The organism is Xanthomonas sp. DAR 35659 (assembly GCF_041242975.1).
Lineage (GTDB): Bacteria > Pseudomonadota > Gammaproteobacteria > Xanthomonadales > Xanthomonadaceae > Xanthomonas_A > Xanthomonas_A medicagonis.
In genome coordinates this window covers 4,681,594-4,695,872 of sequence record NZ_CP162488.1, presented here as the reverse complement: position 1 = coordinate 4,695,872, position 14,279 = coordinate 4,681,594, and the positions used below count along the sequence as shown (strand labels likewise).

Below are 14,279 nucleotides of genomic sequence, written 5' to 3'. Positions count from 1 at the left end.
GACAGTGTTCCAGGCTGAGGTCCATCCGCCCTGGAGCCTGCAGGCCTGGCGCGACGCGGCGCGCGCGGCGTGGTGCGCACAAGCGGCGCCGGAGCACATCCGCTGGGACGGCGATGCGCAGGGCGGGTTGCTGGCGGGCGCGGATGTGACCGGGTTGGCGGCGACGGTACCGCCGCCGCGCGTGTCGGCCGAGTTCCTGGCGCTGGCCGGCGCGGTGCTGTGCCATCGCGATCCGCAGCGGCATGCCTTGCTGTACCGGCTGCTATGGCGCATCGCCGGCGGCGAGCGCGCGCTGCTGCAGCGGGTCACCGATGCCGACGTGCACCGCGCGCAGCAGTGGGCGCAGGCGGTGCGCCGCGACAGCCACAAGATGAAGGCGTTCGTGCGCTTCCGCGAAGTGCCGGGCGAGCAGGAGGCCTACATCGCCTGGTTCGAGCCGGAGCACCACATCGTCGATCGCATCGCGCCGTTCTTCGCGCGGCGCTTCGCCGGCATGCGCTGGGCGATCCTCACCCCGTACCGCAGCGTGCAATGGGACGGTGCGGCGCTGCGGTTCGGCGCCGGCGCGCAGCGCGCCGATGCGCCGGCCGACGATGCGCAGGACGCGCTGTGGCGGACCTACTACGCCAACATCTTCAACCCGGCGCGGCTCAACCCGACGATGATGCGCCAGGAGATGCCGCAGAAGTACTGGAAGCACCTGCCGGAGACGCAACTGTTGCCGACCCTGATCCGCGAGGCCGGCCAGCGCGTGCACGCGATGGCCGAGCGTGCGCCGGAACCGGTGCGGCGGCGCATTCCCGCGCCGGCCCCGGCGCCGGTCGTGGCCGACGACGACAGCCTGGATGCGCTGCGCGCGGCGGCGCGCGATTGCCGCCGCTGTCCGCTGTGGCAGCCGGCCACCCAGACCGTGTTCGGCGACGGCCCGCCGAACGCCGCGGTGATGGTGGTGGGCGAGCAACCCGGCGACGAGGAAGACCTGAGCGGGCGCCCGTTCGTCGGCCCGGCCGGGCGCCTGTTCGACCGCGCGCTGCAGGAGCTGGGCGTCGACCGTGCCGGCCTGTACGTCACCAACGCGGTCAAGCATTTCCGCTTCGAGCAGCGCGGCAAGGCGCGGCTGCACCGCAATCCCGAGCGTGCCCATGTCGAAGCCTGCCGGATGTGGCTGGCCGGCGAACTGGCACGGGTGCGTCCGCGGATCGTGCTGTGCCTGGGCGCGACCGCGGCGCGCGCGGTGCTGGGGAGCGGCTTCGCGCTGATGGCCCAGCGCGGGCAGTGGCAGGCGCTGGACGATGGCACCCGTGCCCTGGCCACCGTGCATCCGTCGTGGGTGCTGCGCCAGCGGGGCGAGGCCGACGCGGCCAGCGCCTATCGCGGCTTCGTCGACGACCTGCGGACGCTGGCGCAGGCTCCGGACACGCCGCGCGCGGTGGTTGCGCCGGTCCCGCGCTGAGCGCCGCGCACGGGTGCGTTCGGCGCGGGACGGCGGTCAGCGACGCGTCATCGCCGCTGCAGCACGTAGCTGTTCTCGAAGCCGTGCGCGCAGCCGAGCACGTGGAAGTCGCCGAAGTAGCCGGAGGCGCGCAGCAGATCCACCGCCGGACCGACCTCCGGCGAATGCTCCCAGTCGCCATAGTCGTCGAACACCACGAACCCGCCGGAGACCACGCTCGGCGCGTACAGCAGGAAATCCAGCAAGACGTTGCGCCCGGTGTGGCCGCCGTCGATGTGCAGCAGCGCCACCTCCGGCTTCATGTTGAAGAAGTGCTGCGCGCAGAATTCCGAATAGCCGCGGATGAACTGCGCATTGGGCAGCAGCAGCTGCCGGTAGTGGTTGAACTCCTCGAACTGGTTGGGCAGGGCGAACGGGTCCAGCCCGATCACCCGCCGCTGGCGATTGCTGATCTCGTTCATCAGCACCAGCGACTTGCCCTTCCACACGCCGATCTCCACCAGATCGCCGGGAACGCCCTCCAGCAGCAGGCACAGGTAGCCGAGCAGCCGCACGTGGTCGTGGAACGACAGTTCGCGCCGCGGCATCGCCTGCTCGGCCGGCAGGGTCGCCTGCGCCTGCTCGAAATGCTGGCCGATCAGCGTCCAGACCTGCGCGATGTTGTCGCTGACCGTCGGGTCGTCGATGAAGGCATTGAGGTCGCGGATGGTGAGCATGGAATCTCCGGCGGCGGCGCGGGGCGCCAGGTACGGGGGCGGATGGGGAGGGGGATGGCGCGATACTAGCGCGCGCCGTGGCCCGGTCGTGCCCGTCCGCGCGCTGCCGCGAGGAGCGGGCATGGCCGCCGCCGCCCGCGCGGCATTGGGCATCGGCGGCGCGACCGCCCCTTGCAGCGGCCAGCCGATGCCGCGCGGCGCCGCCACTGGACATCGCGCCTGCGGTGCGGTTTGCTTGCCGTCTCCCCCATTCATGGTGCGCCGCCGCCGGCGCGCGCCGGCGTCCGGACGAGCATGCATTCGATCGAAGTGGTGTTGGCGATGTTGCTGGCGGTGGTCGCCAGCGGCTACCTGGTGCGCGTGCTGCCGTTCTCGCTGCCGTTGCCGCTGGTGCAGATCGGCCTGGGCGCGGTGATCGCCGGCGTGTTCAAGAAGGGCTACGCGCTGGAGCCGGAACTGTTCTTCCTGCTGTTCCTGCCGCCGCTGCTGTTCCTGGACGGCTGGCGCATTCCCAAGCAGGGCCTGTTCCGCGACAAGGGCGCGATCCTGGAACTGGCGCTGGGCCTGGTGGTGTTCACCGTGATCGGCGCCGGCTTCCTGATCCACTGGATGATCCCGACCATGCCGCTGGCGGTGGCGTTCGCGCTGGCCGCGGTGGTGTCGCCGACCGATCCGATCGCGGTCTCCTCGATCGCCGCGCGCGCGCCGATCCCCAAGCGGCTGATGCACATCCTGGAAGGCGAGTCGCTGCTCAACGACGCCTCCGGCCTGGTCTGCTTCCAGTTCGCGGTGGCCGCGGCGATCACCGGCACGTTCTCGCTGGCCGACGCCTCGCTGACCTTCCTGTGGGTGGCGCTGGTCGGCGTGGCCTCCGGCATCGCCGTGGTGATCGGCACCAGCCTGGCGCAGCGCTGGATCTGGCGCCAGGTCGGCGAGGAGCCGGGCGCGGCGATCCTGGTCAACCTGCTGCTGCCGTTCGCCGCCTACCTGCTGGCCGAGGCGATCCACGCGTCCGGCATCCTCGCCGCGGTCGCCGCCGGCATCGCCATGAGCTACGTGGAACTGAGCGGCCGCGCCCCGGGCAGCATGCGCGTGCAGCGCTCGGCGGTGTGGGACATGGTGCAGTTCACCCTCAACGGCATCATGTTCGTGCTGCTCGGCGAACAGTTGCCGGGCATCGTGCAGGGCGCCATGCACAACATGGACGAGGCCGGGCACCTGGATCCGTGGTGGCTGCTCGGCTACGCGCTGGTGATCTACGTCGGCCTGCTGCTGCTGCGCTTCCTGTGGGTGTGGCTGTCGCTGCGCTGGAACCTGCTCAAGGCGCGCCGCCGCGGCGAAGCCCGGCAGAGCCCGCCGTGGCGGATCGTGGTGGCGACCTCGCTGGCCGGGGTGCGCGGCGCGATCACCCTGGCCGGCGTGCTGACCCTGCCGCTGGCGCTGCCCAGCGGCGCGGCGTTCCCGGCGCGCGACCTGGCGATCTTCCTGGCCAGCGCGGTGATCGTGACCTCGCTGCTGGTCGCCAGCGTGGCGCTGCCGCGACTGCTGCGCGGCCTGGAACTGCCGGAGGAACCGAGCGACCGCCTGGAGGAAGACCTGGCGCGGCGCGAATCCTCGCGCGCGGCGCTGGCGGCGGTGGAAAAACTGCGGCAGCGGCTGGTGCAGGACAGCGAGCACGCCGATCTGTACAACGAGGCGGCGACCCGGGTCAGCGCCCTGTATCAACGCCACCTCGACCACGGCGAGGCGATGGAAAGCGATCCGGAGGAGGCGCGGCGGCTGGACGACGTGCTGCGCCAACTGCGCCAGGCCGGCCTGCAGGCCGAGCGACAGGAACTGTTCAAGCTGACCCGCCAGCGCAAGATCTCCGACGAGATCGCGCGCCGCCTGATCCGCAATCTGGATCTGCTGGAGGCGCGGCGGAAGAGTTGACGGTTGGGAATCGGGAATGGGGAAACGGGAATGGGAAGAGCGGGATTCGCTGCGACGTGATGCAGTCTGCATGCAGGGCGCTTTGAAGCTGGGAATGGGGAGAGGGGAATCGGGAATGGGAAAGCTGGGCTGAGCGTGGCGCTGCAGGCTTTTCGATTCCCCATTCCCCATTCCCCATTCCCCACTCCCGGCCCCCAACTATCCCGCACACGGGAGAGTGCTTCCGCCGGATCGGGATTTATCCATCACGTGCCGGCTTCTACCCTGGGGGTCGTTTCCGCGCCGCTCCGGGAGTTCCCGTGTCGCCGATCATTTCCATCCAACAGCTCACCAAGACCTACGCCGGTGGCTTCCAGGCGCTCAAGGGCATCGACCTGGACATCCGGCGCGGCGAGATCTTCGCCCTGCTCGGGCCCAACGGCGCCGGCAAGACCACGCTGATCAGCGTGGTCTGCGGCCTGGTCAATCCCAGTTCCGGCACGGTACTGGCCGACGGCCACGACATCGTCCGCGACTACCGCGCCGCGCGCGGCAAGATCGGCCTGGTGCCGCAGGAACTGGCCACCGACGCGTTCGAGACGGTGTGGGCGACGGTGCGCTTCAGCCGCGGCCTGTTCGGCAAGCCGAAGGACGACGCGCACCTGCAGCGGGTGCTGCGCGAGTTGTCGCTGTGGGACAAGCGCGACAGCAGGATCTCCACCCTGTCCGGCGGCATGAAGCGGCGCGTGCTGATCGCCAAGGCGCTGGCGCACGAGCCGTCCATCCTGTTCCTGGACGAGCCCACCGCCGGGGTGGACGTGGAACTGCGCCACGATATGTGGCAGATGGTGCGGCGCCTGCGCGAGCAGGGCACCACCATCATCCTGACCACGCACTACATCGAGGAGGCCGAGGACATGGCCGACCGTGTCGGCGTGATCAACCGCGGCGAACTGGTGCTGGTGGAGGACAAGCGCGCGCTGATGCGCAAGCTCGGCAAGAAGCAGCTGGCGCTGACCCTGCAGGCGCCGCTGCCGACGCTGCCGCAGGCGCTGGCAGCGCAGCCGCTGGAGCTGTCCGCCGATGGCACGGTGCTGACCTATACCTACGACGTGCAGGCCGAACAGACCGGCATCGGCAGCCTGCTGCGGCAACTGGAGGACCACGGCGTGGAGATCAAGGACCTGCATTCCAGCGAAAGCTCGCTGGAGGAGATCTTCGTCAACCTGGTGCGACCGGCCGCCGCCGGCGCGGAGGCGCGCGCATGAACCTGCACGCGATCGCCGCGATCTACCGCTTCGAGATGGCGCGCACCTTCCGTACGCTGACCCAGTCGATCGCCTCGCCGGTGCTGTCGACCTCGCTGTACTTCGTGGTGTTCGGCGCGGCGATCGGCTCGCGCATGGGCGCCATCGACGGCATCAGCTACGGCGCCTACATCATTCCCGGCCTGGTGATGCTGTCGCTGCTCAACGAAAGCATCTCCAACGCCTCCTTCGGCATCTACATGCCGCGCTGGGCCGGCACCATCTACGAGGTGCTGTCGGCGCCGGTGGCGTGGTGGGAGGTGGTGATCGGCTATGTCGGCGCGGCGGCGAGCAAGTCGGTGCTGCTGGGCCTGCTGATCCTGCTCACCGCGCGCTGCTTCGTGCCGTACGAGATCGCGCATCCGCTGTGGATGTTCGGCTTCCTGGTGCTGACCGCGCTGACCTTCAGCCTGTTCGGCTTCATCATCGGCATCTGGGCCGACGGTTTCGAGAAGCTGCAGGTGATCCCGCTGATGGTGGTGACGCCGCTGACCTTCCTCGGCGGCAGCTTCTATTCGATCTCCATGCTGCCGCCGCTGTGGCAGAAGATCAGCCTGTTCAACCCGGTGGTGTACCTGGTCAGCGGCTTCCGTTGGGCGTTCTTCGGCAAGGCCGACGTGCACATCGCGGTCAGCGCGAGCATGACCGCGGTGTTCCTGGCGGTGTGCCTGGCCGTGGTGTGGGCGATCTTCCGCAGCGGTTACCGGCTCAAGGCCTGAGCCGTCGGCGCCATCGCGGGATCGCTGGTCCGTCGTGGCCGGTCCTCGATTGCTCGCCGCAGCGGCTCGGGAGCGCCATGCGTGGGCTGTTCCGCCCGCTGCCGTGGTGGGCATGGCCAGCCATTGGTCGCGCGGCAAGAGCGCCGCGCGCGGGCTGCGGCGTTGGCCGTGCCCGGGCGATCAGTTGGTCTTGAGGTAGTACGCCTCGACGGTACCGTTGATCTTCATCGTCATCGGATTGCCGCGGCGGTCGCGGGCCTTGCCGACCTGCACGCGGATCCAGCCTTCGCTGATCGAGTATTCCTCCACGTTGTCGCGCTCCACGCCGTTGAAGCGGATGCCGACGCCGCGCGCCAGCGCCTCGGCATCGTGGAACGGGCTCTGCGGGCTGATCGCCAGGTGGTCGGGAGGGGTATCGCTCATGGTCGTGGATTCGCGTGGCGGCGGACAGCGCCGTCTTCCGGGGGCGCAGGATAAACGCCCGCGGCGCCCTTGCCGAGCGTCGCCGCGCTTGGCGTCGCCGCGCCCGGCGCGGCACACTGCGCGTCCCGCCCTGTCCCGAACCGCCGCCATGCCCGACAACAGCGCCGACTACGACGAGCCCGACGACCTCGGTGCCGACCTCGACGAGGACGATCCGGACACCCAGCAGGGCCTGATCTGGAATCTGCTGCTGCTGATCAACCCCGGCGACGAGGAGACCGCGCTGCGCCAGTTCAACGCCTACCGCGAGGCCGCGGGCGAGGCGGACGGCGAGGGCGACGGCTGGCTATGGACGCTGAAGGACGCCATCGACTGGAGTTCCGGCTTCCACGTCGACGGCCGCGACCGCGAAGCGCTGATCGCCGCGATCGACGAACTGGCCGCGCGCTGGAACCTGCGCATCGACTGGGGCGGCGACCTCGACGACGAGGACTTCCTCGACGCCCACGACACCGCCTCGCTGCTGGGCGTGGCCTACGACCGCCTGCGCGAACACGGCTACAGCCTGTGGTGCTGGGACACCGGCAGCGACGACCGCGCCGGCTGGATGGCGCTCAGCCGCGACGACGAGGACATGCAGCGCCTGGCGGCGATCCTGGGCATCGACCTGCGCCCGGGCAGCGATCCGTTCTAGCTGCGATTCCGGCGGGCATGCAGCCTGTCGCGGCTGAAGCCGCTCCTACAAACAGCGCGCATCGCGCTCCGCGGCTCCTGTAGGAGCGGCTTCAGCCGCGACAAAAGGCATCCCGGCCTGCACCGGCTTCGGTAAATGCTGAGGCCGAAACCCCGCCTACACCGCATCAGCCAAGCATACGCAGCCCGCTGTGGGAGCGACTTCAGTCGCGACGATCGGCGTCGGAAAACCCGCCCCGCCCACGACGGCGCCGGGGGGGCCGAAAACCCATCGGAAAAACGCCCCTAGCACAGCGACTGCGCGGCAGCCGAAGCTCCCTCCACCGGTTCAACCCGCTTCCCCACGCGCTTGCGCACGCGCCTGGCGGATCAGCGCCTTCATCAACGCGCGATCGGTATGCCGCGACACCGGCACCGCGCCGAGGCGAATCGCTTCGGCGCGCAGCGCGGCGGGCACGTCGTAGTGCGCGCCGCTGAGCTTGTTCTGGAAGGCGCGGCGGGGAATGCCCAACTGCGCCGCCATCGCATGCAGTTCGTCCAGCGTATCGCCGAGCAGATGCCCCCAGCGCTGGCCGCGCCAGGGATGCACCGCGTCGTCGATGTAGACCGCCATCGCGCCGGTCAGGCCGGCTTGTGTTCGCCGTCGGCGTCGGTGTCCGCCTTGGCCTCGGCTTCCGTGGCTGCCGCAGGCGCCGCGTCGCTGGCCGCGTCCGCGTCGGGGCGTGCGCCGTCCTCGGCCTGGTCGTCGTCGCTGGCCGGCGCGTCGGCCTCGGCGAACTCGGCGACCAGATCGTCCAGATACTCGGCCGCGGTCTTGCCTTCATCGGCCGCCAGGTCGTCGATCATCTGCTGCAACTGGGTCGAATAGTCCAGGGTGATGGTGTTGCCTTCCTGCTCCTGCACGTTGGCCAGATGCTTGAGCATCGCCAGCATCGGCACCGGGTTGTCGGCGTTGCCCATGGTCTGGCCGCCGACCGACAGCAGCCATTCGGTGCCTTGCAGGCCGATCGCGGCCAGGACGCGGCCGCTGTCGTTCTGCAGCACGGCGTGGTTGGCGATCGGCTGATCGCGGCCCAGTCGGGCGAAGGCGCGCTTGGGCTGCTGCTTCTTGCGCTTGTCGCGCTTGGCTTTGGAATGCTTGGACACGGTCGTCTCGTTCTCGGATTGACGGCCATTGTAAGCGGCACCGCGGTGCATGACTTTCGACAGGCTTGACGACAGTTGTAGTCAATTCGTAGTTTGACTACGTCTGTCGTCACGCAGTTGTCGTACCGTGAAACGCAGCCCATCGCCGCCGTAGCGCGACGCGCGGGCCGTGTATCGCGGCGGCCCCGCGTCTGCGCCGCCAATGCGATGCGGCGCAGACGGGCGAAGGCCGACAGCGAGGCCGAGCTTCGCTCCTCATTCCGCTCCCAAGGAGACGCGTCATGCCGTACCCGAACTTCACGCTCTGGCGCCGCGGCGCCGCCATGCTGGTCCTGGCCGGCGCCGCTGTCGCCGCGCTTCCGAGCGGACGCGTGCACGCGCAGGAGGCGGTGCCGGCGATCGCCGAACCGGCCGAACCGGCAATCCCGGCGGCACCCGCGCCGCCGCCGGCACTATTGCCGCCCACGCCAGCCACCGGCGCGCCGCGCACGACGGTGTCCAGCATCACCACCGTGTCCGACGATCTCCGCAATGCCTCGGTGCTGCTGGAAGCGGGAAACGCCACCGTGTACGGCAGCAGCGATGACCTGCGCGAGGCGCGGCGCGTGCGGCGCGGCGAGGAGACGCTGTGGTGGATCCGTCGGGACGACAAGCGCTACGTGGTGCGCGATGCGGCCACCATCCGGCAGATGAAGGCCGCCCACGCCCCGGTCGAGGCGCTGGGGCGGCAACAGGCGGCGCTCGGTGAACAGCAGGGATTGCTGGGCCGGCGCCAGGGCGAACTCGGCGCGCAGCAGGGCGAACTCGCGCGCCGCCAGGCCAGTCTGGCCAGGGAGGACGCCAGGCTGGCGCGGGAGCGCGCCCGGCAAGCCGATGGCGGCGCCCAGGGTGCGGCAGCCACCGCGGGTCGCGACGCGGCCTGTGCCGACTATGCGCAGCAGATGGCGGCGTTGGGCGAACGCCAGGCCGCGTTCGCCGAGCAGCAGGAAGACTTCGCCCAACGCCAGGGGGCGCTGGCGCAACGCCAGCAGGCCGCCAATGTGGTGTTGCGACGCGACCTCGACCGCATCGTCCAGCAAGCGATCGCGCAAGGCGTGGCACAACCGCTGCCGCGATGAGCGGAGCGGCGGCGCGATGATGTCTAGGTGGCGAAGGGCACGCGGCATCGGCGTCCGCGCCAGGTCCGCCGCCGGCAATGCGCGGCGTGTGGCCGGACGCTCGCGCCGCGACGGTCCGCGCCACTGCAGGCAGTTACGCGTCGCCGGGCCTGGCGCGAGCGTCGCGCCGAACCTTCGGCCGCCGCCGTGACGCCGTCACTCGCGCTCGCCGGCGCGGCCACTGTCGGCAGGCACGCGTCGCCGGGCCTGGCGCGATCAGCGTCGCGCCGGGCCTTCGGCCGCCGCCGTCACCCCGGCACTCGTGCTCGCTGGTGCGGCCGCGGGCGCGGGCGCTGCCGCTGCCGTGCTGCGTGGTTTGCCGCCGGTGACGCTGTTGACCGCGCGGATCGCTTCGCGGGCGGCATCGGCCGCCGCTTCCGGCGAGGTGGTGCGTGGCGGCGCGATGGTCACCGTCGCCGGCTTGGCCGCATTCGCTGCCGGCGCGGCAGCGGCAGCGCTGTCGGTGGCGGCAGGCGCCGTGGCTTTCGCCGGCGCTGGCGCAGTCGCCGACGCGGGTACCGCCGCGGCCGCCACCGCGCTCAGGTCCGGCACCTTGGTGTCGGCGTCGGGCTGCGGCGCGCCCAGCGCCACGGCATGGCCGCTGCCGACCAGCGCCGCGTCCTCGGCGTCCTTGGTCATCACCACCACGCTGATGCGGCGATTGATCGGGCTATCCGGCGCCTGCTTGTCGAACAGCACCGAGGAGGACAGGCCGACCACGCGCGAGACCTTGTCCTCGCTCATGCCGCCGGCCACCAGTTCGCGCCGCGCCGCGTTGGCGCGGTCCGCGCTCAGTTCCCAGTTGCTGTAGCCGTTCTTGGCGCTGTACTGGGTGACGTCGGTGTGGCCGGTGATGCTGATGTGGTTGGGCACTTCGTTGATGAAGCCGGCCAGCTCGTGGAGGATGTCGCGCGTGTACGGTTTGAGCGCGGCGCTGCCCAGATCGAACATCGGCCGGTTCTCCTTGTCCACGATCTGGATGCGCAGGCCGTCCGGGGTCAGGTCCAGCAGCAACTGGTCCTTGAACGGCTCCAGCGCCTGGCTCTTGTCGATCGCTTCCTTGAGGTCCTGCATCAGCGTTTCCAGGCGCTGCTTCTCCTTCTCGCGCTCGGTCGCCTTGTCCTGTTCCTCGCCGATGAGGCTCTTGCTGCCGAACGGATCCTTGTTGTCGCCGCGCTGGATGTCGCCGGAACCGCCGAGCTTGATCATCGAGGTGCTGGCGCCGCCGGGGCCGGCCATGCCGGGGCTCGGCGCCGGGCTCTTGCCTTCCAGCGGGCTGGGATTGCGGAAGTACTCCGAGATCGCCATGCGCTGTTCCTTGGTGGTGGCCGCGACCAGCCACAGCACCAGGAAGAACGCCATCATCGCGGTCACGAAATCGGCGAAGGCGACCTTCCAGGCGCCGCCGTGGTGGCCGCCGCCCTGGATCTTCTTGACCCGGCGAATGACGACAGTGGGTTTGGTCTCGGGCATGGCGGCGCTACTTGATCGTCTTCAGATGCGTCTCGAAGTCGGCGAAGCTCGGCCGCACGTCGCTCGGCAGGGTCTTGCGCGCGAACTCCAGCGCGATCTTCGGGTTGTAGCCGCGCAGGCAGGCCAGCAGCGCGGTCTTCACCGATTCGAAGATGCGGCTGTCCTGTTCGGCGCGCGCTTCCATCGCCGCCGCCAGCGGCGCGACGAAACCATAGGCGAGCAGGATGCCGAGGAAGGTGCCGACCAGCGCGGCGCCGACGTGGTGGCCGATCTCCTCGATCGGCCCGCCGATCGAGCCCATGGTGATCACGATGCCCAGCACCGCGGCGACGATGCCGAAGCCGGGCAGGCCGTCGGACACCTTGCTCAGCGCATGCGCCGGCGCCATCGCCTCGTGGTGGTGCTTCTCCAGCTCCAGTTCCAGCAGCGGTTCCAGTTCGTGCGGCTCGATGTTGCTGCCGATCATCAGGCGCAGGCAGTCGGTGATGAAGTCGAGCAGGTGGTGATCGGCCAGCACCTTCGGATAGGTGCCGAAGATCGCGCTCTCGGCCGGCTTCTCCACGTGGTCTTCCAGCGCCATGAAGCCGTCGCGCCGCGCCTTGTTCAACAGTTCGTAGATCAGGGTCAGGGTGGAGCGGTAGTCGTCGGACTTGTACTTCGGGCCCTTGAACACGCCGGCGACGTCGGCGAGGGTGGCCTTGACGATCTTGCCGGGGGTGCTGACCAGGAACGCGCCCAGCGCCGCGCCGCCGATGATCATCAGCTCGTAGGGCTGCCACAGCGCGCCGAGCTTGCCGTGCGAGAGCACGTAGCCGCCGACCACGCTGATGATGACGACAAGGAAGCCAACGATGATGAGCATGGCGGAAGCAGCCTGCGAGCCGGAACGGGGATACCACCATTTCGGCGCGGCGGCGGCTTTCTGAAGGCGGTGGCGTTATGGTTGCGTGAACGGCGCAAGCCCTGTGAAGGCGCCATGGCCCCAACGTACGCTGGCGTGCGGATGGCGTCCTGGCGCCGTACGCGCCGCCGCCATGTTGCGCCGCGATGTGCGTGGGAACGACCCCAGGCGGGTCGTGAGTACGCAGGGTGACGCGATCGCGCGACTGTCCGGGACACGTGCCGCGCAGCGAACGCCCATGGCGGGCGCATCCGTCGTGCTGTCTTCCGCAACGACCTGCCGCATCCGGCTGCGACCATGCGCAGCAGCGCCACGCTGGGATCGCGTCGGCGTCATGGTGGCATGGCGCCGACGCCGCGATTGCACACGCAAGGCGCTGGCTTGCGCGGTTGCGCCGATGGTCGGCGCGGGCGCAGCGGACGGTGGCCCCGTCAGTGCCCGGTGCGGAGTGCAGCGCGCGCCGGCATTGGCGGCGGAAGCGGCATGCGGCCACTGTCTGCCCCGGGGCTTCCGCCTTGCTGCGGAAGCGCGCCGCCGGTCAGGCCGGTTCGGTGTCGCCGCCCTGGCGCCGCAGCGGATTGGGCAGGGCCTGGCCTTGCTCGGTGAACTGCAGCGACACCGAATTCAGGCAGTGGCGTTCGCCGCTGGGCGGCGGGCCGTCCGGGAACACGTGGCCAAGATGGCTGTCGCAGCGTGCGCAGACGATCTCGGTGCGGATCATGCCGTGGCTGGTGTCGCGGATCTCGCGCACGTGCGCCGGATGGTAGGGCGCGAAGAAGCTGGGCCAGCCGGTGCCCGAATCGAACTTGGCGCTGGAACGGAACAGCGGCAGCCCGCACAGCCGGCAGGTGTAGACGCCCTCCAGCTTGTTGTCCAAGAACACGCCGCAGAACGGCGCTTCGGTGCCGTGCTGCAGCAGCACCCGCCGCTCTTCGGCATCGAGCCCGGCGATCAGGCGTTCGCGTTCGGACGCGGTGGGGGGCGTGAGGTCGAATCGGCTCATGGCGGGGCGCCTTTCGCGTCGAAGAAGGTCCTTGAACTATGAGGGCGGCGCGGCAGCGATCAAGCCGCGGCGTTCACCCGCTGCGCAGGCGCCGCGCGCTAGGCTGGACGCCTCCGAAGTGCAGGGCGCGTCGCTATGTCGAGATCCCGTCTTTGGCTGCTCGCGCTATGCGCCGCAAGCCCGATGCTGGCCGCGCAGGGAATTCAGCCGGCGCCGCAATCGCCCACCGCCACGCGTCAGGCCACCAGCCTCAAACCGGTCCCCTCGCCTGCATCCGCGCCGCCGTCGTCGGCCGCGCCAATCCCCAGCGGATTGGGCCAGCGCGCGCAACCTGCACCGATTCCGCAGCAGGGACCATCGCGCCCAGCCTCGCTCGCACCGGCCACGACGGCGCCCGCTACGACGCCGACGCCGGCCAAGGTGTACGACCGCGGCGGCCGCCTCATTCCCGGCGCGGTCCAGGTCGGCCCCAACCGGGTGCTGGACACGCGCAGCGGCCGCTACCACAGCACCGTGCCCAGCGGCGACGGACAGCGCATCGACGACTGAGCGCAGGGCTTGCGGCGCGTGCGGCCTCGCGGCGTGAACGCATGGCGAACGTTCCGTGCTCGCGATCCTCACGAATCGCTTCCTAGACTGCGGAACACGCGGGCGCCGTCGGTGTCTGCGCCGTACCTTCGCTAGGAGAACCGATGAGCAAGCTTCCCGACAACACCCTGGTGGTCGTCGCCGATCGTGTCAGCGCGCGCGTGTTCCGCAGCACGCTGGCCGGCGAGACCACATTGCTGGAGCAGACCGAGGTGCTGACCCCCACGCCGATCGAGGGCGTGGAGGACGGCGACCGGCCGATGACGATGGACGAGGCCGGCTTCGTCCGTCAGCTCGCCGAGCGGTTGTACCAGGGCGCGCTGCGCAGCGACTTCGAGCATCTGGTGCTGGTCGCCGATCCGCAGACCCTCGGCCAGCTGCGGCCGTTGCTGCACAAGGAAGTCCAGAAGCGGGTGGTGTCGGAACTGGCCAAGAACCACGCGCACACTCCGCGCGACGAGCTGGAAAAACTGTTGGCGTAAGCGCTTACGTCGCACCCAAACTTCGCGAGATGCTGCGCGCCGGACCCTCACCCCAACCCCTCTCCCGATGGGAGAGGGGCTCACGCTGTTCCTTCTCCCGTCGGGAGAAGGTGCCCCGCAGGGGCGGATGAGGGTACGGGCGTAGCCTGCGCATCCCAACCTTCGCGAGACGCTTTCGCGCCAGACCCTCACCCCAACCCCTCTCCCGGTGGGAGAGGGGCTCACGCTGTTCCTTCTCCCGTTGGGAGAGGGTGCCCCGAAGGGGCGGATTAGGGTACGGGCGCAGCCTCGTGCATCTCAAACTTCG

At 70.0% G+C, this 14,279-nt stretch carries 15 protein-coding genes; 8 read left to right on the top strand and 7 right to left on the bottom strand.

Features of this window, described 5'->3' with window-relative positions; translation table 11 throughout:
• Positions 1-4: 4 nt before the first annotated feature.
• Positions 5-1,453, top strand: coding sequence for a UdgX family uracil-DNA binding protein (locus AB3X07_RS19885; protein ID WP_369940555.1), 1,449 nt, complete (start codon positions 5-7; stop codon positions 1,451-1,453).
• A 47-nt stretch (positions 1,454-1,500) separates the two neighbouring features.
• On the opposite strand, the gene AB3X07_RS19880 is transcribed toward AB3X07_RS19885, so the two are convergent.
• Positions 1,501-2,169, bottom strand: coding sequence for a class I SAM-dependent methyltransferase (locus AB3X07_RS19880; RefSeq protein ID WP_369940554.1), 669 nt, complete (start codon positions 2,167-2,169; stop codon positions 1,501-1,503).
• A gap of 294 nt (positions 2,170-2,463) precedes the next feature.
• Between AB3X07_RS19880 and AB3X07_RS19875 the strand changes: the two genes are divergently transcribed.
• The 3 genes from AB3X07_RS19875 (at position 2,464) to AB3X07_RS19865 (ending at position 6,106) form a co-directional block, all read left to right on the top strand.
• Entirely contained in the window at positions 2,464-4,101 is a 1,638-nt protein-coding gene (locus AB3X07_RS19875) for a Na+/H+ antiporter (protein WP_369940553.1), read from the top strand.
• A 299-nt stretch (positions 4,102-4,400) separates the two neighbouring features.
• Positions 4,401-5,348 carry an ABC transporter ATP-binding protein gene (locus AB3X07_RS19870; RefSeq protein ID WP_369940552.1) on the top strand — a complete coding sequence of 316 codons (948 nt, stop codon included), beginning with the start codon at positions 4,401-4,403 and terminating at the stop codon, positions 5,346-5,348.
• Positions 5,345-6,106 (top strand): ABC transporter permease, encoded by a 762-nt coding sequence (locus tag AB3X07_RS19865; RefSeq protein WP_369940551.1) that lies wholly within the window; start codon positions 5,345-5,347, stop codon positions 6,104-6,106. The genes AB3X07_RS19870 and AB3X07_RS19865 overlap by 4 nt, the downstream gene beginning before the upstream one ends.
• Before the next feature lie 180 nt (positions 6,107-6,286).
• Here AB3X07_RS19865 and AB3X07_RS19860 read toward each other — a convergent pair whose 3' ends face one another.
• Positions 6,287-6,529 (bottom strand): DUF3297 family protein, encoded by a 243-nt coding sequence (locus AB3X07_RS19860; RefSeq protein WP_369940550.1) that lies wholly within the window; start codon positions 6,527-6,529, stop codon positions 6,287-6,289.
• Between the two features lie 148 nt (positions 6,530-6,677).
• Here AB3X07_RS19860 and AB3X07_RS19855 point away from each other — a divergent pair, with 148 nt between their 5' ends.
• On the top strand, positions 6,678-7,223 hold the full coding sequence (locus AB3X07_RS19855; RefSeq protein ID WP_369940549.1) for a DUF6630 family protein: 546 nt from the start codon (positions 6,678-6,680) through the stop codon (positions 7,221-7,223).
• A 327-nt stretch (positions 7,224-7,550) separates the two neighbouring features.
• On the opposite strand, the gene AB3X07_RS19850 is transcribed toward AB3X07_RS19855, so the two are convergent.
• Entirely contained in the window at positions 7,551-7,835 is a 285-nt protein-coding gene (locus AB3X07_RS19850; RefSeq protein ID WP_369940548.1) for a DUF4031 domain-containing protein, read from the bottom strand.
• 8 nt (positions 7,836-7,843) lie between these two features.
• Positions 7,844-8,368, bottom strand: a complete 525-nt coding sequence (locus AB3X07_RS19845) for a hypothetical protein (protein WP_369940547.1) — start codon at positions 8,366-8,368, stop codon at positions 7,844-7,846.
• Positions 8,369-8,649: 281 nt separating this feature from the next.
• Between AB3X07_RS19845 and AB3X07_RS19840 the strand changes: the two genes are divergently transcribed.
• Positions 8,650-9,486 carry a hypothetical protein gene (locus AB3X07_RS19840; protein WP_369940546.1) on the top strand — a complete coding sequence of 279 codons (837 nt, stop codon included), beginning with the start codon at positions 8,650-8,652 and terminating at the stop codon, positions 9,484-9,486.
• Positions 9,487-9,741: 255 nt separating this feature from the next.
• Here AB3X07_RS19840 and motB read toward each other — a convergent pair whose 3' ends face one another.
• The 3 genes from motB to msrB form a co-directional block, all read right to left on the bottom strand.
• A complete protein-coding gene (gene motB / locus AB3X07_RS19835; protein WP_369940545.1) occupies positions 9,742-10,998 on the bottom strand; it encodes a flagellar motor protein MotB in 1,257 nt (418 codons plus the stop codon).
• 7 nt (positions 10,999-11,005) lie between these two features.
• Positions 11,006-11,860 (bottom strand): flagellar motor stator protein MotA, encoded by an 855-nt coding sequence (gene motA / locus AB3X07_RS19830; protein ID WP_369940544.1) that lies wholly within the window; start codon positions 11,858-11,860, stop codon positions 11,006-11,008.
• A gap of 577 nt (positions 11,861-12,437) precedes the next feature.
• A complete protein-coding gene (gene msrB, locus AB3X07_RS19825; protein WP_369940542.1) occupies positions 12,438-12,902 on the bottom strand; it encodes a peptide-methionine (R)-S-oxide reductase MsrB in 465 nt (154 codons plus the stop codon).
• Between the two features lie 135 nt (positions 12,903-13,037).
• On the opposite strand from msrB, the gene AB3X07_RS19820 reads away from it, so the two are divergent.
• Both AB3X07_RS19820 and AB3X07_RS19815 read left to right on the top strand, forming a co-directional pair.
• Positions 13,038-13,451, top strand: a complete 414-nt coding sequence (locus AB3X07_RS19820; protein WP_369940541.1) for a hypothetical protein — start codon at positions 13,038-13,040, stop codon at positions 13,449-13,451.
• 143 nt (positions 13,452-13,594) lie between these two features.
• Entirely contained in the window at positions 13,595-13,972 is a 378-nt protein-coding gene (locus AB3X07_RS19815) for a host attachment protein (RefSeq protein WP_369940540.1), read from the top strand.
• Positions 13,973-14,279: the final 307 nt, after the last annotated feature.

Bases quoted from the DNA above. Each gene is read 5' to 3' on its own strand.
- motA (WP_369940544.1), bottom strand. From the start codon at position 11,860: ATGCTCATCATCGTTGGCTTCCTTGTCGTCATCATCAGCGTGGTCGGC.
- AB3X07_RS19860 (WP_369940550.1), bottom strand. From the start codon at position 6,529: ATGAGCGATACCCCTCCCGACCACCTGGCGATCAGCCCGCAGAGCCCG.
- AB3X07_RS19865 (WP_369940551.1), top strand. From the start codon at position 5,345: ATGAACCTGCACGCGATCGCCGCGATCTACCGCTTCGAGATGGCGCGC.
- AB3X07_RS19815 (WP_369940540.1), top strand. From the start codon at position 13,595: ATGAGCAAGCTTCCCGACAACACCCTGGTGGTCGTCGCCGATCGTGTC.
- AB3X07_RS19880 (WP_369940554.1), bottom strand. From the start codon at position 2,169: ATGCTCACCATCCGCGACCTCAATGCCTTCATCGACGACCCGACGGTC.
- msrB (WP_369940542.1), bottom strand. From the start codon at position 12,902: ATGAGCCGATTCGACCTCACGCCCCCCACCGCGTCCGAACGCGAACGC.
- AB3X07_RS19855 (WP_369940549.1), top strand. From the start codon at position 6,678: ATGCCCGACAACAGCGCCGACTACGACGAGCCCGACGACCTCGGTGCC.
- AB3X07_RS19850 (WP_369940548.1), bottom strand. From the start codon at position 7,835: ATGGCGGTCTACATCGACGACGCGGTGCATCCCTGGCGCGGCCAGCGC.
- AB3X07_RS19840 (WP_369940546.1), top strand. From the start codon at position 8,650: ATGCCGTACCCGAACTTCACGCTCTGGCGCCGCGGCGCCGCCATGCTG.
- motB (WP_369940545.1), bottom strand. From the start codon at position 10,998: ATGCCCGAGACCAAACCCACTGTCGTCATTCGCCGGGTCAAGAAGATC.
- AB3X07_RS19820 (WP_369940541.1), top strand. From the start codon at position 13,038: ATGTCGAGATCCCGTCTTTGGCTGCTCGCGCTATGCGCCGCAAGCCCG.
- AB3X07_RS19875 (WP_369940553.1), top strand. From the start codon at position 2,464: ATGCATTCGATCGAAGTGGTGTTGGCGATGTTGCTGGCGGTGGTCGCC.